The sequence below is a fragment of the Microlunatus sp. M237 genome, assembly GCF_056896895.1.
Window position 1 is genome coordinate 619037 of the sequence record NZ_JBXHBL010000002.1, and the last position, 23221, is coordinate 642257.

Annotated in this window: 23 protein-coding genes, 1 tRNA gene and 1 riboswitch; of the genes, 14 read left to right on the forward strand and 10 right to left on the reverse strand. The window is 66.2% G+C overall.

From position 1 onward, the window contains the following. Window positions 1-5 precede the first annotated feature (5 nt). Window positions 6-131: riboswitch (SAM riboswitch) on the reverse strand. Window positions 132-242: 111 nt separating this feature from the next. Further along, window positions 243-743, forward strand: a complete 501-nt coding sequence (locus AC1XX3_RS09125) for a hypothetical protein (RefSeq protein ID WP_483320773.1) — start codon at window positions 243-245, stop codon at window positions 741-743. Here the strand turns inward: AC1XX3_RS09125 and AC1XX3_RS09130 are convergent. Beyond that, window positions 689-997, reverse strand: coding sequence for a DUF3263 domain-containing protein (locus tag AC1XX3_RS09130; RefSeq protein ID WP_483320774.1), 309 nt, complete (start codon window positions 995-997; stop codon window positions 689-691). The two genes, AC1XX3_RS09125 and AC1XX3_RS09130, sit on opposite strands and share 55 nt — an antisense overlap. A gap of 71 nt (window positions 998-1068) precedes the next feature. Here AC1XX3_RS09130 and AC1XX3_RS09135 point away from each other — a divergent pair, with 71 nt between their 5' ends. The 3 genes from AC1XX3_RS09135 (at window position 1069) to AC1XX3_RS09145 (ending at window position 3440) form a co-directional block, all read left to right on the forward strand. Next, on the forward strand, window positions 1069-2088 hold the full coding sequence (locus AC1XX3_RS09135) for a Gfo/Idh/MocA family protein (RefSeq protein ID WP_483320775.1): 1020 nt from the start codon (window positions 1069-1071) through the stop codon (window positions 2086-2088). Continuing rightward, window positions 2088-3311, forward strand: a complete 1224-nt coding sequence (manA, locus tag AC1XX3_RS09140; protein ID WP_483320776.1) for a mannose-6-phosphate isomerase, class I — start codon at window positions 2088-2090, stop codon at window positions 3309-3311. The genes AC1XX3_RS09135 and manA overlap by 1 nt, the downstream gene beginning before the upstream one ends. Before the next feature lie 53 nt (window positions 3312-3364). Then, window positions 3365-3440, forward strand: a tRNA-Thr gene (locus tag AC1XX3_RS09145). 369 nt (window positions 3441-3809) lie between these two features. Here AC1XX3_RS09145 and AC1XX3_RS09150 read toward each other — a convergent pair. Beyond that, window positions 3810-5612, reverse strand: a complete 1803-nt coding sequence (locus AC1XX3_RS09150) for a DUF5677 domain-containing protein (protein WP_483320777.1) — start codon at window positions 5610-5612, stop codon at window positions 3810-3812. Between the two features lie 244 nt (window positions 5613-5856). Continuing rightward, complete coding sequence (locus AC1XX3_RS09155) at window positions 5857-7155, reverse strand: hypothetical protein (RefSeq protein ID WP_483320778.1); 1299 nt, start codon at window positions 7153-7155, stop codon at window positions 5857-5859. 612 nt (window positions 7156-7767) lie between these two features. On the opposite strand from AC1XX3_RS09155, the gene AC1XX3_RS09160 reads away from it, so the two are divergent. Next, entirely contained in the window at window positions 7768-8895 is a 1128-nt protein-coding gene (locus AC1XX3_RS09160) for a mandelate racemase/muconate lactonizing enzyme family protein (protein WP_483320779.1), read from the forward strand. 89 nt (window positions 8896-8984) lie between these two features. On the opposite strand, the gene AC1XX3_RS09165 is transcribed toward AC1XX3_RS09160, so the two are convergent. Then, window positions 8985-9425 carry a MarR family winged helix-turn-helix transcriptional regulator gene (locus tag AC1XX3_RS09165; protein WP_483320780.1) on the reverse strand — a complete coding sequence of 147 codons (441 nt, stop codon included), beginning with the start codon at window positions 9423-9425 and terminating at the stop codon, window positions 8985-8987. Window positions 9426-9513: 88 nt separating this feature from the next. Here AC1XX3_RS09165 and wrbA point away from each other — a divergent pair, with 88 nt between their 5' ends. From wrbA to AC1XX3_RS09185, 4 genes are all read left to right on the forward strand, one after another. Further along, complete coding sequence (wrbA, locus tag AC1XX3_RS09170; RefSeq protein WP_483320781.1) at window positions 9514-10140, forward strand: NAD(P)H:quinone oxidoreductase; 627 nt, start codon at window positions 9514-9516, stop codon at window positions 10138-10140. 28 nt (window positions 10141-10168) lie between these two features. Further along, window positions 10169-11593, forward strand: a complete 1425-nt coding sequence (locus AC1XX3_RS09175) for an MFS transporter (RefSeq protein ID WP_483320782.1) — start codon at window positions 10169-10171, stop codon at window positions 11591-11593. A 35-nt stretch (window positions 11594-11628) separates the two neighbouring features. After that, the gene (locus AC1XX3_RS09180; RefSeq protein WP_483320783.1) at window positions 11629-12336 is read left to right on the forward strand and encodes a VOC family protein; all 708 of its coding nucleotides are present in this window, start codon (window positions 11629-11631) and stop codon (window positions 12334-12336) included. A gap of 142 nt (window positions 12337-12478) precedes the next feature. Then, on the forward strand, window positions 12479-13720 hold the full coding sequence (locus AC1XX3_RS09185; RefSeq protein WP_483320784.1) for an alpha-hydroxy acid oxidase: 1242 nt from the start codon (window positions 12479-12481) through the stop codon (window positions 13718-13720). On the opposite strand, the gene AC1XX3_RS09190 is transcribed toward AC1XX3_RS09185, so the two are convergent. The 3 genes from AC1XX3_RS09190 to AC1XX3_RS09200 form a co-directional block, all read right to left on the reverse strand. Further along, a complete protein-coding gene (locus tag AC1XX3_RS09190) occupies window positions 13717-14631 on the reverse strand; it encodes an SMP-30/gluconolactonase/LRE family protein (RefSeq protein WP_483320785.1) in 915 nt (304 codons plus the stop codon). The genes AC1XX3_RS09185 and AC1XX3_RS09190 overlap by 4 nt on opposite strands. Window positions 14632-14640: 9 nt before the next feature. Next, window positions 14641-15825, reverse strand: coding sequence for an L-rhamnonate dehydratase (rhmD, locus tag AC1XX3_RS09195; protein ID WP_483320786.1), 1185 nt, complete (start codon window positions 15823-15825; stop codon window positions 14641-14643). A 109-nt stretch (window positions 15826-15934) separates the two neighbouring features. Further along, window positions 15935-16837 carry a helix-turn-helix transcriptional regulator gene (locus tag AC1XX3_RS09200; protein ID WP_483320787.1) on the reverse strand — a complete coding sequence of 301 codons (903 nt, stop codon included), beginning with the start codon at window positions 16835-16837 and terminating at the stop codon, window positions 15935-15937. 46 nt (window positions 16838-16883) lie between these two features. Between AC1XX3_RS09200 and AC1XX3_RS09205 the strand changes: the two genes are divergently transcribed. After that, complete coding sequence (locus tag AC1XX3_RS09205) at window positions 16884-17654, forward strand: phytanoyl-CoA dioxygenase family protein (protein ID WP_483320788.1); 771 nt, start codon at window positions 16884-16886, stop codon at window positions 17652-17654. Between the two features lie 65 nt (window positions 17655-17719). Then, window positions 17720-18316 carry a GNAT family N-acetyltransferase gene (locus AC1XX3_RS09210; RefSeq protein ID WP_483320789.1) on the forward strand — a complete coding sequence of 199 codons (597 nt, stop codon included), beginning with the start codon at window positions 17720-17722 and terminating at the stop codon, window positions 18314-18316. Window positions 18317-18331: 15 nt separating this feature from the next. On the opposite strand, the gene AC1XX3_RS09215 is transcribed toward AC1XX3_RS09210, so the two are convergent. The 3 genes from AC1XX3_RS09215 to AC1XX3_RS09225 all read right to left on the reverse strand — a co-directional run bounded on the left by AC1XX3_RS09215 (window position 18332) and on the right by AC1XX3_RS09225 (window position 20992). Continuing rightward, window positions 18332-19180: a CPBP family intramembrane glutamic endopeptidase gene (locus AC1XX3_RS09215; RefSeq protein ID WP_483320790.1), complete on the reverse strand. Its 849-nt coding sequence runs from the start codon at window positions 19178-19180 to the stop codon at window positions 18332-18334. Window positions 19181-19288: 108 nt separating this feature from the next. Continuing rightward, a complete protein-coding gene (locus AC1XX3_RS09220; protein WP_483320791.1) occupies window positions 19289-20044 on the reverse strand; it encodes an SDR family NAD(P)-dependent oxidoreductase in 756 nt (251 codons plus the stop codon). A gap of 153 nt (window positions 20045-20197) precedes the next feature. Continuing rightward, window positions 20198-20992: a hypothetical protein gene (locus AC1XX3_RS09225; RefSeq protein WP_483320792.1), complete on the reverse strand. Its 795-nt coding sequence runs from the start codon at window positions 20990-20992 to the stop codon at window positions 20198-20200. 494 nt (window positions 20993-21486) lie between these two features. Here AC1XX3_RS09225 and AC1XX3_RS09230 point away from each other — a divergent pair, with 494 nt between their 5' ends. From AC1XX3_RS09230 to AC1XX3_RS09240, 3 genes are read left to right on the forward strand one after another with little or no spacing between them, the layout of a single operon-like run. Then, window positions 21487-21852 carry an iron chaperone gene (locus AC1XX3_RS09230; protein WP_483320793.1) on the forward strand — a complete coding sequence of 122 codons (366 nt, stop codon included), beginning with the start codon at window positions 21487-21489 and terminating at the stop codon, window positions 21850-21852. Between the two features lie 34 nt (window positions 21853-21886). Then, window positions 21887-22861, forward strand: a complete 975-nt coding sequence (locus AC1XX3_RS09235; protein ID WP_483320794.1) for an alpha/beta hydrolase — start codon at window positions 21887-21889, stop codon at window positions 22859-22861. Between the two features lie 2 nt (window positions 22862-22863). Continuing rightward, window positions 22864-23220 carry a hypothetical protein gene (locus tag AC1XX3_RS09240; protein WP_483320795.1) on the forward strand — a complete coding sequence of 119 codons (357 nt, stop codon included), beginning with the start codon at window positions 22864-22866 and terminating at the stop codon, window positions 23218-23220. Window position 23221: the final 1 nt, after the last annotated feature.

A 23221-nucleotide genomic window follows, 5' to 3' on the forward strand; every position in this document is an offset into this window, starting at 1 on the left:
CCTTCTCATCATCTGTCCTGGTCGACGATCGACCAGGCGGAGTTGGCACCATGCGCTGGGCGCGATCGCTCGCACTGCAGCCGGTTGCCGGGGAGTCATAGGGCCGGTCCCTCATCCCCTCTGGATGAACGTCTGCAACCCTAGGCGGGTCCGGGCCTCCGGCGCACTTCGGCGTCCAGATGATGGGAACTGCGTCCGCAGGCTGAGACGACAGGCGGGCGCGACGGTGCCACCATGGGGTGATGCGGAGATCTCACGGGACCAGGCTCACCGGACTGGAGCGCCTCCGGATGGTCGGTAACGCCGTCAACCTGTCCACCCCGTTCGGTCTGCTGGTGGCCCGGGTCGGTCGGGCCGACGTACGCCCTGGCCCGCGCGGACTGCTGCTGGCCGACGGCTATCGGCTGGCATTCCCGGTCGCGAGCGCGTTCACCATCGGCAACGTGGCGCTGACCAGCGGATCCTGGCCGGAGCTGGCCAAGCGGTGGCCGCAGCTGCTGGAGCACGAGGAGCGTCACAGCTGGCAATATCTCTACTGCCTGGGACTGCCCTATTACCTGGCGTACGGCGGCTGCCTGGCGTGGTCGGTGCTGCGAACCGGCGACCGGGCGTCGGCGAACTTCTTCGAGCGGCAGGCCGGGCTGGCGGCCGGCGGCTATCGGGAGCGACCGGTGCGACCGCTGTGGAGTCAGCTGTCGATCGTGAGGTCGATGCCGAGACGCTTGGCCGAGCGGTTGCGCTGACGGGTGGCGCGCAGCCGGCGGAGCCGCTTGACCAGCAGCGGGTCCTGAGCCAGGGCCTCGGGCTTGTCGATCAGCGCGTTGAGCACCTGGTAGTAACGGGTGGCCGACATCTGGAACTGGTCGCGGATGGCCTGCTCCTTGGCGCCGGCGAACTTCCACCACTGCCGCTCGAAGGCGAGAATCTCGGCGTCACGCTCGTTGAGCGCACCGACCTGCGGGGCGGCATCGTGCGAAGGGTTCGGGGCGACAGCCATGGCGCCCATAGTAGGACCTAATGACAGTGGTGTCATTCACCGCCCGCGACGCCATGCGGTTGGATGGTGCCGTGACTTCTGACAATACCGCCCAGATCGGCTGGGGCATCCTCAGCACCGGCCACATCGCCTCCGTCTTCGCCAAGGACCTGGCCCTGCTGCCCGACGAGGCCCGGCTGGTGGCCGTCGGCTCGCGGACGGCTGACAAGGCCGCCGCGTTCGCCGCCGAGCACGGCTTCGAGCGTAGCTATGGCACGTACGCCGAGGTGGCGGCCGACCCCGACGTGCAGGCGGTCTACATCGCCTCCACCCACAACGACCACTACGGCTCGGCCAAGATGTGCCTGGAAGCCGGCAAGGCCGTCCTGGTGGAGAAGTCGATCACCGTCACCGCCGCCGAGGCCGCCGAGCTGGTCTCGCTGGCCCGGGAGCGCAACGTCTTCTTGATGGAGGCGCTGTGGAGCCGGACCAACCCGCTGATCCGCCAGGCCGCCGAGATCGTCGGCTCCGGTGAGCTCGGCGCCGTCCGGCACGTGTCGGCGTCGTTCGGGTTCGCCTATGACGGCGAGCCGACCAGCCGGCTGCTCGACCCCGCCCAGGCCGGCGGAGCACTGCTCGACCTGGGCGTCTATCCGGTGCACCTGGTCAACCTGTTCCTCGGTGAGCCGGCAGCGGTGCTCGGCTATGGGTCGCTGGCCGCGACCGGGGTGGACGCGCACTGTGCCGCTGTGCTGACCTATCCCGCCGCGGGCGATCGGCCGGCGGCGACCGCGACCGTGCTCTGCAGCCTCGAGGTCAACCTGCCCACCCGGGTGGAGGTGTTCTGCAGCAACGGCCGGATCGAGATCGACGGGTTCATCCGTCCGTCGGAGATCCGCGTCTTCCGCGGCAACGACGGCGACGCCGAGCCGGAGGTGCTGGTCACCTCGTGGCCGGGCGCCGGCTACACCTTCGAGGCCCAGGAGGTGATGCGCTGCGTGCACAGCGGGGAGATCGAGTCGCCGCTGGTGCCGTGGGAGTCGAGCGTGGCCGTGATGCGGACGCTGAACGCCTGGCAGTCCGCCGTCGAGGCCGCCGCCGGAGCGGCGTGATGGACCGCCTGCACGGCAAGGTCCAGCCGTACGCCTGGGGTTCCACCACGGCCATCCCCGAGCTGTTGGGCGAGCAGCCGACCGGTGAGCCGCAGGCCGAGCTGTGGCTCGGGGCGCACACGTCGGCGCCGTCGCTCCTGGGCGACCGTCCGCTGGACGAGGTGATCGCCGCCGACCCGGACGCCACCGTGGGTGACGCCGCGGTGGTCGAATACGGCGCCCGGCTGCCGTATCTGCTCAAGGTGCTGTCCGCCGCCAAGCCGCTGTCGCTGCAGGCTCACCCGTCGCGGACCCAGGCCGAGGACGGGTACGAGCGGGAGAACGCCGCCGGCGTCGCGCTGGACGCACCGGAGCGGACGTACAAGGACGACTGGCCCAAGCCCGAGGCGCTGTGCGCCCTGGGTGACGTGGAGGCCCTGTGCGGGTTCCGCGACCCGCAGCAGACGTACGACCTGTTCGAGCGGTTGGCCGTGCCGGCTGCGGTGGACCTGGTCGCGCCGCTGAAGACGGGCGGGCCCGAGGCGATCGCCACCGTGTTCGAGCGGATGCTGCGGCTGGAGGATGAGGAGATCCTCGACGAGGTTGTGGCCATCGCCGGCATGGTGGGCGCCGACGACGTACCGGGCTCCCCCGACCTGGCGCTGTTTGCCCGGACGGCGACCGAGCTGGCCGAGCACTACCCCGGCGATCCCGGGGTGCTGGCTGCGCTGCTGATGAACCGGGTGGCCTACGGCCGGTTCTCGGCCATCTTCCTGCCGGCCGGCAACCTGCACGCCTATCTGCACGGCACCGGCATCGAGATCATGGCCAACTCCGACAACGTGCTGCGCGGCGGGCTGACCCCGAAGCACATCGACATCGACGAGCTGCTGAAGCTCCTCGACTTCACCCCCGGTGATCCGGTCATCATCGACGGCGTGGAGTCGGCGCCCGGCGTGTTCGCCTACCCCACCCCCGCCCCCGAATTCGCCCTCTGGCGCCTCGAACCCGCCGGCAGCCAGGTCGCCCTGCCCGCTGACGGCACCGGCCGGGTGTTGATCTGCGTGGAAGGCACGGTCACCTTGCAGTCGGCCGAGGCTCGCCTGGAGCTGGAGCAGGGTCAGTCGGCGTTCGTGCTGGCCGCGGACGCGGCCACGCAGCTGTCAGGCACGGGTACGGCGTTCATGGCGGCGCCCGGTCTGGACGGGTCGGACCAGCTGGCTTCGGCTGCTGGCGGACTCTGATCTGTTCTCAACTCGGCAGCCGGGTCAGTCGTTGGTAGTCTGGCCCGGCATTCGCTGGCGTGGCGCAATTGGTAGCGCACCTGTCTTGTAAACAGGCGGTTGTCGGTTCGAGTCCGACCGTCAGCTCCACTATCTCTCCTAGTCAGGGCGCTCTCGGTCCCGAGTGGAGGAACTTTTTACGGCCGGGTGACAGAAGTAGGGCTCGACTGCTTGGTGGTCGAGACTGAGGTGCGGCGGATTTGGCTCGACGACATGCGGCACACCTGTGCGTCGTTGCTGCTGGCGCAGGGGGTGCGGGCGCGGTGATGAAGGTCCTGGGGCACTCGCAGCCTGCCGAGCGATGCGGATTCGTTGGTGACTCGATCATGGACATCGAAGTAGCAGGCAAGACCGGCGTGCGTTCTATTGGCTACGCCGATCACCAACGCCGCGGCGAAGAACGTGCAGCTGCTGAACTAACGCACTCGTGACTCATATGGGCGACCTTGCATGACATAACTAGATGAGTCTGCGCTGCTCCTCGGTAGCAGTCTCATACTCATCGACGAGTTCGGTCGCGTGATCGATAAGGATCTGGAGAAAATTGGGTCCGACCGCAAAACCGCGAGTTCTCCGCAGTATCCGGTGACGCCGGTGCACCGGGTTCTTGCAGCGATCAAAAACGTACTCATCCATAATCGACCATTCGCCGTGAACGTTGGCGGACGCGGGCGCGAATATCAGACGATAGGCGTCCTCCAGTCCGACTGCCAGCGCCATCTTTCGGGTGTCAGCCCTTGCGAAGTTGCCGCCTAGATCGATCCCTTGAAACTCCTCCATCACGTCCTGGTTGACCAACGCATCCAGGTACTCGACGTACGTGATGAGCTCTGGTGGCGGGTTCTCGGTCCGGTCGATGACGTCTTCGTAGTGAAGTTTCAGGAGCTTAAGCTTGCCCATGCCGTACACCTTGAACTTCGAAAAGATATCGGGATCGTCGCTCCTCACGATATAGCGGAAAATGATGCGAGCCTCAATAAGGGTGCGTAGGAGCGGCGCACCGTGCTCCATCGTCCAAAGGGGCGGGTAGCCTGCAAACACGCCAAGGTAGCGCAGGACTCGCCCCACGAGTCCGGTGAGGACTTCGTAGCGGTCGGGATCGTACAAGTCGGGGTCGGCGGTATCCGCGAGCGTCTGTAATCTCGTACGGAGCTCGTCAACGACCTCCCGGGCCGCGTTCAGCGTCTGGCGCCAACAGTCGGCTGGTTCGGTCGAGACCTCGGCGCCCCCATCGATTCTCTCCGCGGCATCCGAAGTAGCGGTTTCGGCGTCGCCGGCTCCGACATCTGGGCCGGTTGAATCGGTGCTTGATTTCTCGTCCGACCATCGGCAAGCGTAGATCTTCCAGTTGGAGCGCCAGAACACCTTCGCCCACTCTCGCCGGCGTTCCATGAAGGACTCATCGAAACCGGCGAGAGCTCCGTACATGGCTCGGTATCCGGCCTCTGCGGCGCGGTTCTGCTCCTCGTCTTCATGATTGGGCCAGCCGGTGTAGTGGTCCCACTCTTCCTTGGAGGGTAGATGGGTTCGGCCAGCAGCCAGGTAGCGTCGGCAGACAAGAGCCTTCGCCCAAGTGGCTACGTCTCCTTGGCGTGGCCCCGCCTCGACGAGGAGGTTGTTCAGGACCCGCTCGGCAACGACCGGGTCAACGCTGATGCCGCGATCGCGCCACGGCTGAAGAAGCCAACTAGCTGGTGCGGCAGGATACATTCCGAGGACGTGGGCGAGTTCTTCAGGAATGAGCTCGTCGTACAGACCTTCTCGGAGGAGCGCACTCAACAAGGCGGGACGTTGTTCTTCGTCGATGTTGTCGAAGTCGCTGAGGCGGCCAGCGAACACATGAACCTTGTGCAGTGCCTTCTCGCTGTTTAACCGAAGGGCCTCCGGCTCCGACGTCGCGCTGCCAACTTGGTCCCCGCCCTCGGGCTGCGCGACGTTGTCCGCCGCCTTGATTGGCGCGGCCGAGTTGCGTAAGAGTGCTGCCGCTGCTTGAGAGTTTGGATCACCGATACCGAGCATGGCGTCGATGAATTCAAGCATGAGATGTAGGCGGTCGACCGCGGAAGGACTACCTCTCTCGGATAGATACCGAACGATGATCAAGAAGTCGGGCAGGTCGTCAAGTTCCCAATGGACTGTGTTCAGCACACCGCCAGCAATGTTCAACAGCGGCGGCGTCAGTTTGTTGCGGTGACGCTCGTGAGCGGACAAGGGGCTGTTTCCCCGTTGCCGACGTCGTTGGTTCCGGTTCTTCTTCGACACTGCGCGGTCCTGGTGTGAGTTGGGTTGCAAAGCATCGCAGAGGCAGCGGCCATGCCCTAGCTGGCGTGGTGAGGTAGCAACCAGCGTCCCAAACTGAACGCCTTGGCACGGTGGCACGACCCGTAGTCGCAGGTCCGGCTTCGTCTCCCGACAGCACTCCAGCGAGGCAGTTGCCGGATCTGGCTCTTCTGGATCAAGGGGGCCGCTACGCGTGTCCTCGCTTCGCTGCGGGCCGCTGCGAGGCCTACGGCCGGCTCCTCTGTTCTACATCCGGCTCATATCCGCTCTCGCGCTGATCAGCCTGCGCGATCAAGTCCTCCCAGGGCCAACGCACCGTTGAATACCGGCGGTACAACAAAAGCTGACGATCTACTACTCGCACTTTCTCGTCCGCGTACGATAGGACGAGACCCCGCCCATCATCATCTACCTGGAGGGACTCGAACTTCTCAAGCACGGAGCGGAGGTTCCCCTTTTGTATCCGTGACTGCCGGCCATGGGCGATTCGGTAGATAGTATCGATGTGAATTCCGGACAGCAGCTCCGCATCAGTTCCATCGAACACGACCGCCATCGTGTGCCCGTAGATCCCTGTCGAATTCGGATAGGTGCGAATCCCACCAGCCACCTTCTGCGCGAAGGTCTGGTAGGTAGTATTGAGTTCCTCCGCATAGAACAGCGCGGCATCGATAGCATGCTTTGGATCGTTTACTACCTGCAGCTCATCACGCCGCTCTTCAATGCCCGCCCGGTCCAAAGCATCGAGTGTCAAGCGTTGCAGAATTCCTGAGTTGCCATAACTGTCGCCCACCAACTGGCGCGAAACTGGCGCGTCGAACCGTACATTGAGCGCCTTTCCACCTTTATCCAATACTTTGAGAAGGTCGCCTTCAGACCAAACAATGGACTCCTCGCGTACGCGCCCAGTGAGGTCATGATTCAGGTTCAAGAATAGATTCGACTCGCTCCAAACGCCGACAATGACGACGAATAGTCCAAAGTCCCACAATGCCTTAAGGTCAAACGCGAAGAACCGCCGCTGATCAGGGGATAGATAATGAAAATCCTCGATCACTAGACGACGACCAGACTCGATCACTAATTCAGCAATGAACCGGAGATCTTCAATCGGCTGCGTCATCGCCTGAGTAGTTGCCGCACCACCTGCCGAAATTCCGATACCCAGCTTCACTTTGACCTTGCCGATGAGACCAACTCCGACCTCAGTCTCTCCCTCAACTGACCCCGTGAAGCTCACCGAGCTTTCTCTCGATACCTCAAGCCTGACGCCCAGTTCGGCCAGCGCCTCTCGGTAAATATCCAGCACCTTCTTGCCGAGGCGGCATTGAATTACGAGGGCGTCGGGAAGCACGGACTGCCGCAGCCACGTCTTACCAGCCTTCGAGACGCCCTTGATGGCGACATGCGTAGGTCGTCTCAAGTGCTTGGTGACATCGCCATCAAGGTCACCCCGGTCGACGTACGAGTGGACCAGAACGCGATTGGACACGCCAAAGACCTCGTCGGTTCGCAATGCAGCCACGGCAAGATCCTAGCCGCTCATGTTCGCCTGAACCGGGAATACGCATCAGCGACCCCTCCCGGAGGAGGCGCGAACGGGAAGCACTCCGGCGAGGCCGTTAGGCCACAGCCTCTCGACCGACGCCGGGATCCCTCTACCGGTCCTCGGACTCGATCAACCGTAAGTGATGCCTTTATGAAGCAGGACTAAGGCATCCGGGAGACCAGGTTCAGTGAGCGCGGTGATAGTCGAACCGAAGTAATTCATATCAGAAGGCCAGTTGATGGGGTCGATGGAAAGCTGTTGCTGACGACGCCGGAGGTTCTCGGAGGTCGGCGGGCAGGACTGATCGCTGCTTGCTTTCGTCAGGCCATGAAGGAGCGAAGCGCAAGTCTGCGACTAGCCGAGCAATTCGGCCGGAGTTGGATCCAACGAGGCGGAGCATCAGTCTATGCCCCGCATAACCGCAAGGTCCTCGAAGTCGTCCGGCGATCAGCCCGTGCCGAAGGCCTCCCCTGCAGGACGAGCGTCGATAGACAACCCCGTGATCGCAGACCCACCATTGCCTGTCCCTCCGCGCCCCGCCAGGCCAGCGGTCACCTGGCATACCTCCTCTGGCTATGCTCAGCCGGCATGAAGATCATCGGGTACCGGATCGTTCCGACGGCGTTGGACTGGGGGCGCCGGATCGGTGACGTCAACGGCGTAATGCCGGGGAACGAGACCCCGTCCAGTGTGGTGCTCGTCGAGACCGATTCCGACCTCACCGGCGTCGCCATCGGAGACGGGAGCATGATCGATCGGGTCTTTCCGGCGGTCGAGGGCGAGGACCCACGGTCGGTCAGCGCCTTGTATGACCGGATGCTGGCCTGGACGTTCAAGGCGGGCCATGCCGGCTCGGTCCACGGGGCCATCGGAGCGATCGACCTCGCCTTGTGGGACATCAAGGCTAAGGCGGCCGGCGAGCCGCTGTGGCGACTGCTGGGCGGCCGCAATCGCGCTGTCCCGGGGTACGCCTCCGGGCTGGACGCCGGGCTGGACGACGACGAGCTCCACACGCTGTATTCATCGTTCGCGCAGGCCGGCTTCACCGGCGCCAAGCTCAAGGGCGGACGCAACGTCGCCGACGACCTGCGGCGGCTGGAGGTGGTGCGAGATGCCCTGGGCACCGACCATCCCGTTCTCGCGCTCGACGCCAACGAGAGCTGGAATCCCAAGCAGGCCGTGCGCTACGTGGCCGCGCTCGAGCAGCGCATCGACCTGGCGTGGGTGGAGGAGCCGCTCCGACGATGGGACGCCGACGGACTGGCAACGGTGTCGCGGCAGGTCCGCGCCGCGGTCGCTACCGGAGAGAACCTCACTGGCGTCGACCAATACCTGCCGCTGATCAGCGCCCGCGCCGTCGACGTGGTGCAGGCCGGCGGGGGCTGGGGCATCAGCCACTTCCTTCGGGTCGCCGCCCTGGCGGCCGGGCACAACCTGCCGGTCAGCCCGGTCGGCTTCTTCGGCCACCTGGCCCCGGCCGCAGCCGCGGTGCCCAACCACGCGCTCACCGAGGTTCAGGGGTTCACCCTGCCGGCCGGGGTCAGCGCGGACTGGGACATTGACGACGGCCGCATCATCCTGGGCACCGCGCCGGGCAACGGCCTCACCCTGGACGAGTCCGCCGTACGCCTCCCGGCCACAGTCGAGTCGTTGCCAGTGGAAGGCCCGCACGTACGCCCCGCCGACGCCGGCCTGCGGATGACCCTGCACGGCTGACGCGACATCGAGCCAGGCCACCACTCGCAGCCGAGGATCTGCCCCGACTTCGGTTGCTCGTTCGGGCAGGGGTCTGTCTGACTCGGTCACTAGGCAGACGATTTGCTGTCGACGTTCGTGGACATCGTGTGCAGGACGCCGGGCAGCTGCTTCAGCATCGCGGCGGGCAGGTCGCGGACCGTCTCCTCCGCCAGGGTGACCCATAGCTCCCGGATCTGGTCGGCCAGCGCCTTGCCGCTGTCGGTCAGCGCTACGACGGTGGCGCGCTTGTCGACCGGATCGGGGGTCCGCCGGATGTGGCCGGATGCCTCCAGCTTGCGAGTCATCAGCGTGACGCTGGGTGGCTCGCAGCCCAGCGCCCCGCTCAGCTGAGCCTGGATCAGCGGGCCGTTCCGGTCGAGTTCCAGCAGTACGGCCTCTTGACCGGGGTGCAGGCCGAGCGGTGCCAACAGCTGCGCCGCCCGGGCACGGTGGCGCAGGCTCAGCAGGCGGATCCCCTGGTTGAGGGCGTCGGCGTACTCGGGATCCATAACTCTCCTTGACAGCAAGACTCGTTATGCGCATAACATTGTCTCGATCATTATGCGCATAACTAATACTACATAATCAAGGAGTCACATGACGGTGAAGGTCGCAGTCTTCTACTACAGCTCGACGGGCACGGTGCACGCGCTCGCGAAGGCCGTCGCCGAGGGCGCCACCTCGGCCGGGGCGGAGGTGCGACTGCGCCGGGCCGCCGAGCTGGCCCCCGCCGAGACCATCGATCAGAACCCGCTGTGGCGTCAGCATCTCGACATCACCAGCTCGGTGCCGGTGGCCCAGCTCGACGACCTGGCCTGGGCCGACGCGTACGCGTTCGGCACGCCGACCCGGTTCGGGACGCCGGCCGCGCAGCTCAAGCAATTCATCGATCAGGCCGGCGGCCTGTGGCGCGACGGTGTGCTGGCCGACAAGCCGGTGACGGCGTTCACCTCGGCCTACAACCGACACGGCGGCAGCGAGGCCACAATCCTCGCCCTGGGCAACGTCTCCTATCACTGGGGCGCGGTGATCGTGCCGCCCGGCTTCACCGACGCCACGGTCTACGCCGCCGGTGGCAACCCCTACGGCACCGTCGCGACCGGGGGTAGCGGCGCCGACGCGGCGGCCCTCGATGCTGGCCGCTACCAGGGCCAGCGGCTGGCCGACTTCGCCGTCCGGCTGAAGGGCGCTCGCCTCGTCGCGGGCGCTGCCCAGAGTACCTGAGGCGCAGTCCGATGAAGCGGAGGAAGTCATGACCACCACCCGTGCTGACAACCAGGCGGTCAAGGCATACAGCGGCCCGGCCTGGCTGGTTCTCGCGCTGGCCTGCGCCTGCCAGTTCATGGTCATTCTCGACGTGTCGATCGTCAACGTCGCATTGCCCCAGGTGCAGCGGGATCTCGGGTTCACGGACGCGGGACTGGCCTGGGTGGTGAACGGCTACGTCCTGACGTTCGCCGGTTTCATGCTCCTGGGCGGCCGGGCGGCCGACCTGTTGGGTCACCGCCGGATGCTGGTGTCCGGGCTCACCCTGTTCTCGCTGGCCAGCCTGGGTGCGGGCCTGGCGACCAGCGCGGAGCTGCTGGTCGCCGCCCGCGCTGCGCAGGGCCTGGGTGGCGCGATGCTGGCCCCGGCCACCCTGGCCTTGATCAACACCTGCTTCCCGGAGGGGGCGCAGCGTGCCCGGGCGTTCGGAGCGTGGTCCGCTTCCGGTGGTGTCGGCGGCATGGTCGGTGCGGTGGCTGGCGGCCTGCTGACGACCGGGCTGTCCTGGCGGTGGGTGTTCTTGATCAACGTGCCGATCGGGGCGTTGCTGGTCGCTGTGGCGATGACGTCGCTGACCGCGCGGCCCAGCCGCCGCGAACCGCTGGATCTGGCCGGTGCCATCACCGGTACGGCCGGGCTGGCGGCGCTGATCTACGCAGTGATGCAAACCGCCGACCAGGCGTGGGGATCCGCGGGGGTGCTCGTCCCGGTCGGGGGCGGTGTCGTCTTGCTGTTGATCTTCCTGGTGGTGGAGATGCGGTTCGCCGCGGCGCCGATCATGCCGCTGCGGCTGTTCAGCAATCGCAGCGTGGCGGTCAGCAATGCGATGCTCTTCCTGTTCGGTGGCATCGCCATCGCGATGTGGTTCTTCACCTCGCTCTTGATGCAGAACGTGCTCGGCTATCGCGCGCTCGACGCCGGGCTGGGACAGACACCGGCAGCGGTCATGTTCGTCGGGGTGGCGCGGTTCGCCGCCGGCTGGCTGCCGAAGACCGGCGTACGTCTGCTGGTGCTCGCCGGGTGCGGGTGCTTCGTCACGGGGTTCGCCTGGCTCTCACAGGCAGGCGTCGGCAGCCACTACGTGACAAGCATCCTGGGCCCGACGCTGCTCGTGGCGATCGGCATCGGCCTGGTCTTCCCGACGCTGATGGCGTCGGCGACCGCCGACGTCGAGCCGCGCGACGCCGGCATCGTCGGTGGTCTGGCCAACACCGCCAGCCAGGTCGGCGGTTCGGTGGCGCTGGCGGTGTTCGCCACTGCGGGCGCAGCTCGCGCGGCCGCGCACACCCATGGGAATCCCTCCCCCGACGCTCTGGCCTCCGGGTACGAGCTGGTCTTCGCACTGGCCGTCGGAGTCGCCCTGGCGATCGCCGTGATCAGCGTGCTGCTGCCCAAGTCGCAGCGGAGTTGACCCGCAACAACAGGATTGGCGATACGGTCCCGTCTATGGACATGCTGAGTGGCGCAGAGATCGCCGCGGCCGATCTCACCGACTGGCGCAAGCTCGCGCAGGGACTGCATGCGCGCTACTTGATCAATGACTTCAGCACCGGCGCCCGGTTCGTCACCGCGGTGGGCGAGGCTGGCGACGCACTCGGACACCACCCGCGGGTGGCGCTCGGCCAGGGGTACGTCGACTTCAAGCTCGTCAGCGACGACGCCATCTATCGCGAGGGCGACGGCACCGAACACGTCGTCGAATGGGTGACCCAGACCGACCTCGACCTCGCGCGACGAATCACCGAGATCGCCGCCGACCACCAGCTCAGCCCGGACCCGGCCTCGGTCAGCGACTTCGAGCTCGGCCTCGACACAGCCCACTCCGCGACCATCGCCCCGGTCTGGGCAGCCCTGCTCACCGGCAGCGCCGAGTCCCAGGGCCGCGGCTCGCCCAGCGACGAGATCCGCGACGCTTCAGGACGCATACCGAACCTGTGGTTCGGCGACGCCAACGAGGATGAGCCGTCGGGTCAACGGATCCATCTCGAGGTCTATGTGGGACCCGACGTGGTCGAGCAGCGGATCGCCGCCGTCATCGCCGCGGGTGGCACCGTCGTCGATGACAGCGACTCGCCCGCGCTCACCGTGATCGCCGACCAGGACGGCAACAAAGGGATTCTGTGCGCCGACACCTCCGCGGTGAAGAACGACTGAACTCACCCTGCGGATGACCCTGCACGGCTGACGCGACGTCGCACCCGGGGGGCTCATCCTGATCGGCGCGCGGGGGCGACTGGTAGCCTCCAGACGGATCCGCCCCGGGTCACGGCGTGGACTGTTGTTGGGACGCACACAGATGCCAAAGATCGGCGCACTGACTGAGCTGGCTCGCATGATCGCCGCCGGTGGCATCTCACGAGACCCGCTGGATCGGGCGCCGACTCTCGACGATGTCCGCTCCCTTGCCAAGCGTCGACTCCCGAAGATGGCGTTCGACTTCGTCGACGGGGGTGCCGGTGCGGAGGTCACGCTCCGCGCGAACGCCGCCGACCTCGCTCAGATCACGCTTCGTCCTCGCTCGCTCGTCGACGTATCCGAGCAGTCCTTAGCGATTGAGCTCTTAGGGCAGCAGCTGAAGCTGCCGGTGGTCCTGGCGCCATGCGGGCTCGTCCGGGTCATCGGCGGGGACGGCGAGCTGTCCGCCGTACGCGCCGCGGGAAAGGCAGGAGTGACCTACACGATCAGCAGCGCTTCGAGCTGGTCGATCGAGGAGATAGCGGACCAGGCCTCCGGGCCGCTGTGGTTCCAGCTCTATCTGTGGCGCGACCGCGATGTCACCCGCACCTTGGTGCAACGTGCACAGCAGGTCGGTTGCACTGCACTTGTCGTCACCGTCGACGTCGTGGTCAACGGCAAGCGCCCGCGTGATCACCGCAACGGCATGTCCATCCCGCCCCGGGTGACGGCAAGGAATGCGGCCGGAGTCATTCGCCACCCCGCCTGGTTCGCCAGCTTGCTTCGCGGCCCACCGATAGGCTTCCGCAATTTGCAGGGCCTTGCTGAGGGTTCGAGCGCCATGTCACACCAGGATTTCGTCAACACACAGTTGGCCAATCTGAGCGCCACCTGGGAGGACATCGCGTGGCTTCGGCGGGAATGGCGCGGTCCCATCTTCATCAAAGGGATCACCACACCCGATGACGCGCTCATGGCGATACGCAGCGGCGCGGACGGGATCTTCGTCAGCAACCACGGAGGTCGCCAGCTCGACGGTCTGCCCAGCTCGATCAGTACGCTCCCGGCCGTTGTCGACGCGGTCGCGGGCCGACTCGCGATCATCATCGACGGCGGCATCCGCTCGGGTGCCGATGTCGTCAAGGCGGTGGCCATCGGCGCCGATGCGGCCGCCATCGGGCGAAGTTGGGTCTTCGGCGCGGCGGCGGCCGGCGAGCGTGGAGTCGAGCACGTCCTGAACCTGTTCCAGGCCGAGATCCGCGAATGTCTGATGCTGCTGGGTTGCCCGGACGTCACCCGGCTCGATCGGTCGTACGTGAACTATCCGGCGCCGTGGAATGCACTCGGATCGGATGGTCCTTAAGCCCCGGCTCTGAATGCCGACACTGCGTCGCGAGTCGTCGTCTGGATGCGATAGAGGCTGGTGGACGCAGCGACATAGAGGGTCGTTCCGTGCTCACCACCGAAACAGAGGTTGCCCACCTTCTCCGGAACCGGGATCCGCAGGGCCAGCTCGCCCTGACTGGTGAACACCTGCACCGAGTCGAGACTCGAGGTCCAGATATTGCCGTTCACGTCGACGCGGAATCCGTCTGGCAGTCCGGGATCCACCTGGGCGAACAGGCGCCCGTTCTTGGCATGGCGGCCCTCGAACACATCGTAGGCGTGGATCGAGTGCCCGCCGGGACGGGCCGGGTTGGGCTCACCGGGGGGATCGATCGAGGAGTCGGCGACATACAGCGTCCGCTCATCAGGAGAGAACGCGAGACCGTTCGGTTGCTCGATGTCGATCACCACCGGGTCGACCCGGCCGGTCGTCGGGTCGAAGCGGAACACGTACTGGTCCCCGTACTCCAGCTCTCCGGCGTGGCCTTCACCGGGGCGCTGAATGCCGTAGGCGGGATCGCTGAACCAGATGGTGCCGTCCGACTTGACCACGACGTCGTTCGGGGAGTTGAGGCGGGCACCGTTCCACGAGTCCAGCAGCACGCTCACCCGGCCTGCCACATCCCGCTCCAGGGCGCGCGCACCGTGGGAGCACTGGATCACCGACCCATCCAGATCCAGGGTCCGCCCATTGGCGTAGTTGGCGTTCTCGCGATACACCGTCAGCTCGCCGGTCCGCTCACTGAACTCGACGATGCGGTTGGCCGGTATGTCGCTGTAACGAACTGCTTGTCGCTCAGGGATCCATAGCGGGCCCTCGGCCCAGATTGTCCCGCTCGCGACCTTCTCCAGACAAGCGCCGGGAGCCAGCAGTGGAGACGACATCATCTTCCCTTCTCAGCCGTGGGTGTACGGACGGTTCAGCTGACAGTCCGGGTTGAGCTCCACTCCGAATCCCGGTCGGTCCGGCACCGTCATGCGACCGTTGACGGGCACCGGCTCATTGAGGAGCAGAGGGGAGAACATTGGCACGATCGAGGTGGCATCCGGGTGCATCATCAAGAACTCCGAAAACGGGCTGTTATGTCGGGTGATCACGAAGTGGTAGGAGTAGACGCTTGATCCGTGCGGGATGACCAGGGTGGAGTTGGCGTCAGCCAGCGCCGAGATCTTGATCAGTTCGGTGATTCCGCCGCACCAGCCCACATCGGGCTGCCAGATGTCGGCGCACTCCATCTCCAACAACATGCGAAAGCCCCAGCGGGTCGCTTCGTGCTCCCCTGTGGAGACCGCCACGCGACCAGACAGCCGGCGACGAAGCTCCCGGTATCCCCAGTAGTCGTCAGCGGGAAGGGCCTCCTCGATCCAACGGAGCTTCACGTCGCGGCACGCGTCGACCAGCTCAGCCGCGTTGAGCTGATCCAAGGACATCCAGCAGTCGAGCGACAAGAAGAAGTCATCCCCGACGGTGGAGCGGAACTGCTCCAGCTCCTCGACCTGGGCTCGTCGGGCTTCGATCCCGTCCGCCGGAGCCCAGGTCAGCGGCACCTTGCCGCCGATGAAGCCCATCTCCTTGGCAAGGTCTGGTCGGGGACCAGTGGCGTAGAACGTGAGCTGGTCACGGACCGCGCCTCCGAGGAGGGCATAGACCGGCTCTTGGCGCAGGCGGCCAAGCAGGTCATACAGGGCGAGATCAACCCCGCTGATGGCGTTGAGCGCCAGTCCTCGCCGCCCGTAGTAGATGGTTGAGGAGAACATCTGGTCCCAGATGCGCTCGAGGGCATCAACCGGGGAACCCTCGACGAAGCGGGCGAGATGGTTCTCGATGATCCAAGCCGCCGGCTCGCCACCGGTGGTGACGGCAAAGCCCACCACTCCGTTGGATGCCTCCACCTCCACCACTACGGTCCCCAGCACGTTCAGCCCGAACAGGCGGCGATGCGCACGGTATTCGGGATAGCGCGACATCGGGGTCGCGATCGGACCATCGATCCAGTGGTCATCGGGTTGGTCGTGATAGTCCGCACCCCCGCCACGCATCGTGTACGCGCGGATGTGGCGGACGGTCGGAACGCCTCTCATCGCCTGGTTCCTTCCAGTTGTTGATCAAGGCTTTCGGACGAGGGAGCGCCCCAAACGCCTCGGGTGCGCCATCCAGGTCGACACGATAGTGGACGAGGGCAGCAGTGCGTCACCTTGGTCGGCCAGCCGCAGCCTGATGATCACCTGTCCGACGCAGCCTTCCGGGCGACGTCCCGCTGGCAAGCTTGATGTAGCGACTGAGATGGCTGGCTGAGTGGAAACCGCATCGCGCGGCTATGGCTGACACCGGCAGGTCAGAGGTCTTCAGGAGCGCCACCGCATGCCGCAGCCGGACCTGCTGGAGCGCTGCCTGGGGAGAGAGCTGCCGCAGCGTGGCGAAGTGCTGACGAAGACCAGATGGCGACACCCCCACCTGCTGCGCCACCTGGGCGATGGTAAGCCGGGCGGAGTAGCTCTCCTCGAAAATGCGCTCGGCGGCCTGCACGACCCTGTCGGCCGAGCTGGGTGGCTTGCCTGAGTCATGTCGGCGCAGTGTCACGTCGAGAATGCCCAGCCAAGCCGCGACCATGGCGGGACTGTGCTGATCAGCGGAGGATGACTCCCGCAGAATCGCCTCAATGAACCGACCCACGTCGTGTGCCGCGTCGGCGTGGCACGTCGGCGGCCAAGGCTGGTCATCAGGACCGTCCACCAGCAGGTAGTAGTTGGAATAGCCACTCCTCGCTCGTTCCTCGTGCAGCGCGTTCGGACGAAGCACCAGCACGGACCCTGGGGTGACGGCGTAGGTGACGCCGTCGACGATGGAGTCGATCGTGCCGCTCCGGTAGTAAGTGATCTTCCAGCCGGCATGTCGGTGCGGCGGTGCGTGCTGACCACGGCGCGCTGACCACGACCCCACTGACATGAACTCCAGTGGGGATCGGGTCGGCGCTGGATGCACGTTCACGCGGCCAACTGTACGGGTGCAGATAGACATCCAGCTTGAACCACTGGCGATCTGTGCATCTTTGTCAGCGATGGCTGCATTGCCCGACGCGTTCCGCACGATCATGCTTTGTACGTCAGGCCGGACACCCCGAACGATGGAGGAACAGACCGTGCACCATGTGACAGAGCTTGCCGACTGGCTGACCGAACTGAACGTCACGCCGGAGTCGCTGAGCGCGGACCAACGTGACCAACTGGATCGAGACGGGTTCCTCCCGCTGGTCCGGCACATGCCCGACGAACTACTCGAAGCGCTTCGAACCCGAACCGATGAGCTCCTCGTCCAGGAGGGTCCCAGCGCCGGCCACGAGACCCCTCAGAGCGGCGGCGTCGCCGCTTTGGCGAACCTGCTCAACAAGGGGCAGGTCTTCCATCGATGCATGACCGACCCAGCGGTGCTCGCGGCAGCCTGCCAAGTCCTCGGGCCCGACTTCAGGGTCAACTCACTGAACTACCGGGCATCCCTGCCAGGACAGGGACTCCAGGGCCTGCACGCTGACTGGAGTGGAACAGTGCCGGCCGGCGATTTCCACATCCTGAACTCGATGTGGTGCCTCGACGACTTCACCGAGGACAACGGCGCGACACGGGCAGTTCCTGGCTCCCACAACTGGGAGCGGACTCCGGCCGACGACTTGGGCGACCCCACCCTCGATCATCCCGACCAGATCCTGCTCACCGCGCCGGCGGGTTCGGTGATCATCTTCAACGCACACCTGTGGCACGGGGGCACGAGAAACAGGACGGATCAACGCCGCCGGGGCATGACGATGTCGTTCGCACGCCGGAGCGAGCCGCAGCAGCTCGATCAGGCAGCCCACATCCTCAAGGCGGTGTACGACCAGCTATCACCGGCCGAGCGGTATCTGCTCGACGTCTAGCGGCTCGCGAGAAAAGCCTGAACCGCCAGCTCCGTGCAGCAAGACAGTCCGGGATACGGTGAGACATGGCTATCGAGTCGCCGTATCGGATCGTGCCGCTCAGCGCCGCGACCTGGCCCGCCTTCGATGCGATGGTGCTGCGGCACAACGGGATCTTCGGTGGGTGCTGGTGTCTCTACTTCCACCCCGACTGCGCCGAGCGGGGGCAGAGCTTCGAGGGCAACCGCGCCGTGAAGAAGAGGCTGGTCGAGACCGGGCAGGCTCATGCCGCGCTGGTGATGGACGGCGACGAGGCGATCGCGTGGGCTGAGTACGGCACCCCGGCCGAGCTGCCGAACCTCCATCATCGCAAGCAATACGACGCCACCAAGACCGCGGACCCCGACTATCGGATCACCTGCGTCTTCGTCGACAATCGCCATCGGCGACAGGGCATGACGGAGCTGGCGATCACCGGAGCGCTGGAGCTGATCGCCCAGGCCGGCGGCGGAGTGGTCGAGAGCTATCCCCACGACCTGACCAACCAGACCAAGAAGATGTCGTCGTCGTTCCTCTACAACGGCACCCGCCGGCTCTACGAGCGGCTCGGCTTCACCTACGACCGGCCCAAAGGGCTGAAGAACTGCGTCATGGTGAAGACGGTCGAGCCTGCATCATCGTGAGGACGTCCCAACCAATCAGCGGGCCGCGTGGCCCTCTCGAGCCGGCGTGACGTCGTGCGCCGGACTAGGGCGCGGCCATGCCGACAGGCACCCGGCTGCCAACACGGCGACCACAGCGAGCTGGATGAGCGCGCCAGCGACGTCGGCCTGCGGCAGCAGCGCACCCGTCGCATTCCCGGCGAAATGGAGGAGGATCGCAGCCCACACACCTCCGGACAGTCGCTCCGAGACGAACAGATACACCACCGACAGCGGCAGCATCGTCAGCAGATAGACGCCGGCACGGGGCGTGAAGAGCCCCATCGCGTGCTGACCGGTTCCGTCAAGCAGGAACAGCGGGACATGCCACAGCATCCACGCGCTCCCCAGCACGGCAGCGGTGGCGAGCACGCCCAGGCGCCGGCGCAGCCGCGGCTGGACGTAGCCGCGCCAACCGAACTCTTCGGCGAGCGGGCCGGTGACGAGGAAGACGACAATGAAGAGGAGCGGACCGCCGACGCTTGCGACGGTGTCCGCCGCGGTCGAGCCGAAACCGTCGCCTCCGGGCAGGATCAGTGCGCTAACGACGGCGGGGAGCGCCCCGAGGACCAGGGCCGCGGGAACCCACACCCACGGCTGCCGTATCCGCTGCCGCGGCACTTCGCCGCGTCGGAGCACGACCACCGCCACCAGCGCGGCCAACGACGGTCCGCAGGCGCCAAGTGAATACAGCCACATCCCGGGCGGCTTGGTCACATCATCGCCGGCGAACGCTGCTGCGGCCCAGAAGCCACCGCTGATGGCTACGCAGACCACCACGAAGAGGAGCAGCTGCCCGCGGAGCGTCGCCACGGGCGGTCTACCCAGGGTCTTGGTGGTCGTCATGGCGGGAGCATAGGGCCCGAAAGCGCCGCGCACAGGTCCATTTTCGGCAGGCAGGAAGTCGAGCACCGTTAGGGCGAACGACGTGCGCAGCAGGAAGGGCCGTCCTCGCTAGACGGTGGTGTAGCCGCCGTCGACGAGGTAATACGCGCCGGTGATGAAGGATGCCTCCTCCGACAGCAGGAAGCTCACCAGGTGTGCGACCTCCTCGGCTCGACCGAGGCGGCCGAGCGGATGCCGCTGGATCAGCGCGGCATGAAACTCCTCGGGCAGGCCCGCGAGCAGGGGTGTGTCGATATACCCAGGACCCACACAGTTGATCCGCAGGCCCTCGGGGCCGTACTCCGCTGCAGCATTGCGCGTGATGCCCACGACGCCGTGCTTGGCCGCGGTGTACGCGCCGTTGCCGATCGCGGCGACCATGCCGTGGATGGAAGCCATGTTGACGATGGCGCAGCGCTCCGGTCCCGCCGACAGCATCGCGGGAATCTGATAGCGCATCCCATAGAGCACACCGTTGAGATTGATGTCGATGACGCGATCCCAGGCCTCGAGGTCTGTCTCGCCGACGGGCGCCGGCGGTCCCCCAATGCCCGCGTTGTTCACCGCCAGATGCAGGCCCCCGTAGGTATCGACGGCATGGCGCACGACCTTCTCCGAATCCGATGCCTGCGCTGTGTCCTGCCGGAAGGCCGACGCCGTGCCGCCTGCACTCGTGATCTCCTGCGTCACGCGCTCGGCACCATCGAGGTTGATATCGCTGACGACCACCCTCGCACCCTTGGCCGCCAGCTCCTTGCTGATCGCCTCGCCCAGACCGGAGCCCCCGCCGGTGACGATCGCTACCCTGCCGTCAAAGTCCGCCATTAGATTGCCTCTCGGTACGTCCGTTGCTGAGGCATCTCAGTCTTGCGTACTCGACCCGGCAGCGGAAGGCATGAAGAAAGGCGTTAGTTCAACCGTCTCGATTTTTGTACTCTCTTGATCTCCGGTTTGCCACCCAGCCGGTGATGTCAGCGACTATGAGTCGCAGCCGTACCCGTCACCATCACGGTCGAGGTCGTATGGATCAGAACCGGTCACGCTAACGGGCCCGTCGACGTACTCCGGGCCGTTGCCGGACCCACCGGAGCAGTCGTAGTCAGACGCCGGGGGCAGGCATGGGTCGTAGCCGGGCGTACAGCCGCTGCCGGAGCTCTCCTCTTCTTCCCTTTGCTCCGCAGCCTTCTCCTCGGCGGCCTTCTCGCGAGCGGCCTGCTCCCTGGCCGCCTTAGCGTCGGCCGCCTTCCTCTTGGCCGCCTTGGCCTTCGCCGCTTTCACCTTTTCTGCCCTGGCCTTGGCCGCTTGCTCCTTGGCCGCACGCTCCTTGGCCGCTTGCTCCTTGGCCGCACGCTCCTTGGCCAATTTGTCTCGCGCCGCTTTCTCCCGCGCCGCTTTCTCCTGAGCTGCCTTCGCCTTGGCCGCTTGCGTCGCGGACGCTTCGGCGCTCGCGGAGGGGTCTGCGCTCGGCGCTGCTGGCGCGGCAACTGAGGACTCCACTGACGGAGCGGGTCCGGCCGTGGTCGACCCACCGTCCAGCGCGACCAGCACCACGCCCAGTCCGAACAGAGCGACGAGCAGCGCGAGCGGTGTGACGAGCAGGAGAGTGGCGAGCTTGTGCCGCTCGAACCAGCTGCGTGGAGGATCTTCCTCGCGCCAGAACTGCCAGCCACGCGGGACCGGGCCCCATTCCGGATTCGGCTCCCATCCCTCGGGTGGGGTCCAGCCGTGTGGGGTGGAGGGCCAGTTCGGCGGCGGGACAAAGCGCTTAGTCACTGGAGGCTCCCCGAGGTGCTGACGAAGGGCTGATCTGCGAACCAGACCGCCTCCGCCGAACACTAGGGAACCGACAGTGTGACAATGTCCTGCGCTAGACACCGTTATCCAACCGAAGCCGATGCCGGATCAGCTGCTCACCACGCTGAGGACCGTAAGGAAAACAAAACCGCCCGACCTCATCGAGGTCAGGCGGGAAAGATAGGTGCGGGCGAGAGTGCTCGGGGGTTCACCCCCGCCCGCATGTGAATAACATAGCCTCGCTTGATCGATGATGGGAAGCCCTGAGCGCGTCCTATTTAGGACATGACCGCTTCTTGACACCTCCAAGACAACCTCCCGACTCACCCCGTAAGGTTCCCGTTAGCGATACGCCCTAGGGCGTGTTGGGGGGTCGCTACGATCGGGGGATCGCGGCCTTTTGCTAAGCGGGGATCTCGGGCGGGGGCCGTTCGAGATCCCCCGCAGCGCATGAGGCCCCAGAAGGACGAGACATGGCACCAGCACCAGCCAGCGTCGAGGACTACATCCGGGCATGCCCGGAGACGGTCCAGAACATCCTCACTGAGCTGCGCAACCGGCTGCATGCCGTGTTGCCCGACGCCGGCGAGAAGATCAGTTATGCCATCCCGACCCTGACGGTCGCGGGTCGGCCAGTCATCCACTTCGCCGCCTGGAAGAACCACATCTCGCTCTATCCGGTGCCCGAGGGCGACGACGACCTCAGTCGCGACCTCGCCCCGTACGTCACCGGCAAGGGCACCGCCAAGTTTCCCCTCCGCGCTCCGATCCCGTTCGACCTGATCGAACGCGTGGCGATCCGCCTGGCCGCTGACCGCGCCGCTCCCCCATCCGCTTGACTAGCCTTCGCAACCGTCTGCGAAGGAGCACCGCATGCCCATCGACCCCTACGTCTTCGAACGCCTGGCGCTGATCGAGGGCGCGACGTCCCACGCCGAGGTGGACGCCGATCCGGTTCAGGCGGCGAACTACGCCGAATACACCCGCGACCCGGCGCCGTACGAGATCCCCGAGCTGGAGATCACCGACCGCACCATCGACGGCCCGCACGGACCCATCCCGATCCGGGTCTACCGGCTCGCGTGCTCGACCGCCGAACCGCGCGCCGGCCTGCTCTGGGCCCACGGCGGGGGCTTCCGGGGCGGCACGCTGGACTGGCCCGAGGGCCACGTGGTCAGCGCTGAGCTCGCCGCGCGGGCCAACGCGGTCGTCGTCTCGGTCGACTACCGGCTGGCCAACGAGGGCATCCACTATCCGATCCCCCTCGACGACGTGGTCACCGCCTGGACCTGGTTCTGCTCCGCCACCGCCGAGCTCGGCACCGATCCGGATCGGCTCGCGCTCGGCGGCGCCAGCGCGGGCGGCAACCTGGCCCTGGCCACCACCCTGCGGGCCCGAGACGAGCAGCTCGGCCTCCCCGCCGCGACCCTGCTCGCCTATCCGGTGGTGCACTTCCCCGTCCCGCCGTTGGATGACGAGGTCCACGCCGAGATGCGCCAGGTGCCGCCGATGCTGCGGTTCTTCCCGCAGACCAATGAGGACATGTTCGGCAACTACGTCGGCCGGATCACCGATCTGCCCGGCTACGTCACGCCGGGCCACCTCGACCTGGCCGGCGCGCCACCGACCCATATCGTGATCAGCGAGTATGACGACCTCCGCCCGTCGGCCGAGCTGCTGGCCCGTCAGCTGGCCAGCCAGTACGTCCCGGTCACCAGCTATCTCGCCGCCGGGATGCTGCACGGCCACCTCAACCGCACCCCGGCCCTGGAGCAGACCGACCGCTCGCTCGACTACTTCGCCGCGGTGCTGATGGACCTCAAGCCCGCCCCGTGGGCGAAGGACTGATCATGGCCAGCTACACAGTGAACGCGGCGGCGGTCGACAAGGCCCGCAGCCTGATCGAGTCCCGGCAATACGTCCTGGACAGCGACTGGGGTGAGGTGCAACCCCGCGCCGACGGCGACAACGCCTTTCTCGACACGCATTCCTGGGACGAGTACGCCGCCTGGCACCTCGGCCTGACCACCGGCGCCAACGACCACACCAAGGCGCGTTACGCATTCGGCTACGGCGACTACCGCCGGGTCCACCGCAGCGGCCTGATCGCCTGTCTCTACCGATCCGCGGAATGGCGGCACAAGGCGGTCGAGCAGGCGGCGTACGAGCTGCTGCAGGCACTCGACGCCCGCGCCGGCATCCGCTGAG